The organism is Acinetobacter sp. ABJ_C5_2, assembly GCF_044538485.1.
GTDB lineage: Bacteria > Pseudomonadota > Gammaproteobacteria > Pseudomonadales > Moraxellaceae > Acinetobacter > Acinetobacter nosocomialis_A.
The window spans coordinates 1-1,424 of sequence record NZ_JBIUCS010000080.1 but is presented as its reverse complement, the minus strand read 5'-3'; the positions used below and the strand labels follow the sequence as shown (position 1 = coordinate 1,424).

The 1,424-nt window shown below is 24.1% G+C and carries 1 protein-coding gene and 1 pseudogene; both read left to right on the top strand.

All coding sequences use genetic code 11. The annotated features are described in order from the left end of the window. The first annotated feature begins 107 nt into the window (after positions 1 to 107). Complete coding sequence (locus tag ACH8JV_RS19415; RefSeq protein WP_343568949.1) at positions 108 to 833, top strand: SH3 domain-containing protein; 726 nt, start codon at positions 108 to 110, stop codon at positions 831 to 833. A gap of 318 nt (positions 834 to 1,151) precedes the next feature. Further along, a pseudogene (locus ACH8JV_RS19410) lies at positions 1,152 to 1,424 on the top strand (RND transporter); the annotation flags it as partial.

The window sequence follows — 1,424 nt, the reverse complement described above, 5'->3', positions numbered from 1 at the left end:
ATATAAATATATTCTTATAAGCAGTAATAAATTAATATAATTTTTTGCTGCTTATAAATAATTGGTAATATTGAAAATATTTTCTTATTAATAAAAGTTAATACCGAATGACTAAATATCTTAAATTTATAGTTTTTACCACTTTCATGATTGGATCTACTGAGGCTTCATATGCTGATTTTGGTTTTATTCAAGATAAAGATGGGTATGTGAATGTAAGGGAAAATTCAAGTTTAAGTTCGAAAGTTACAACCAAATTAAATAATAATGAAATTGTTTCTTGTGTGATGGATGAAGAGACTAATAATTTTTGTTTAGTTAATGCAAGTAATGGTGTAACTGGATTTGTCTATAAAAATAGAATAAATAGTTTTGGTGGTTACACTTCTATTAAACTATCTCAATATTCTAGAGAAAAAGCTGTTTATAGTGATAAAAATATAATAGTAGAAGTGTATGCAAAAAAAGCTATTTTAGATCCTAAACTTTATAAAGCTTTTAAAGGTGAATATAAGTATTTTAATGATAAAAAGTTCTTTGGTACAGATGGTAGCTTACCTAACAATAATTTTTTACAACTTGATAAAATTATTGTTAAAGAAAAAGATAACAGAATAGAAATCAGTAGAACTGAGCTAGAGCAATATTTTTTCCCTAAAGATGGTGTCGATGGGGGCAAGAATGAGCTTGCTGATTTTAAAATATATTATTTAAATAATAATATTTATATTTTAAATACTTTTAATAATGGTGGTACAGCAGCTTATAACATTGTTTTAAATATGAAAAATGGAAAAGTAGTTGCCAATAAAGCTTGGAAAGTTGAAATTTAAAAATATTTTCTTCCCTCTACAAAAGCCAATTAATTAAAGAAGACCAACAAAAGTTGGGCTTCTTTTACGTCTTTACAATCCCTTCCAAATCTTTGAATGTATAGTTCAATTCATTAATTATGAGTTTGAATACCTTCTTGCACATAATTATGTACATGAGGAAACTGCTAACAAGTATTTTTTAGAAAAATTAAGTGGTACTGAATTTAAGAATACTTTAAACTAAAAACATTGCTTTATATGAGTTTGTAACTATAAGCTTGAATAAATAATTGATTTAAATTCAATAATGTTATGTCGATAAATTGAGTATATTAGATGTCTAGAAGTAAATTATTTTTAATATTAGCTTTATTAATACCAGACCTTTCGCAAGCAAAAAATATTATTCTATATGATGATTCAAATAGTTTTATTTCTCAAGGATATAAAAGTATTAATGAAATTGGTCAATCTGTAAAAATAGATGAAGATTATGAAATTCTAACTAAAGAAAATTCTTTTAATTCTAGTGATGAAAATACTCATTCTTATAGTATTCTTTTGAGGAAAGGAAATAATATATATACTTTGGATAATAATAAAATATAT

Bases quoted from the DNA above. Each gene is read 5' to 3' on its own strand.
- ACH8JV_RS19415 (WP_343568949.1), top strand. From the start codon at position 108: ATGACTAAATATCTTAAATTTATAGTTTTTACCACTTTCATGATTGGA.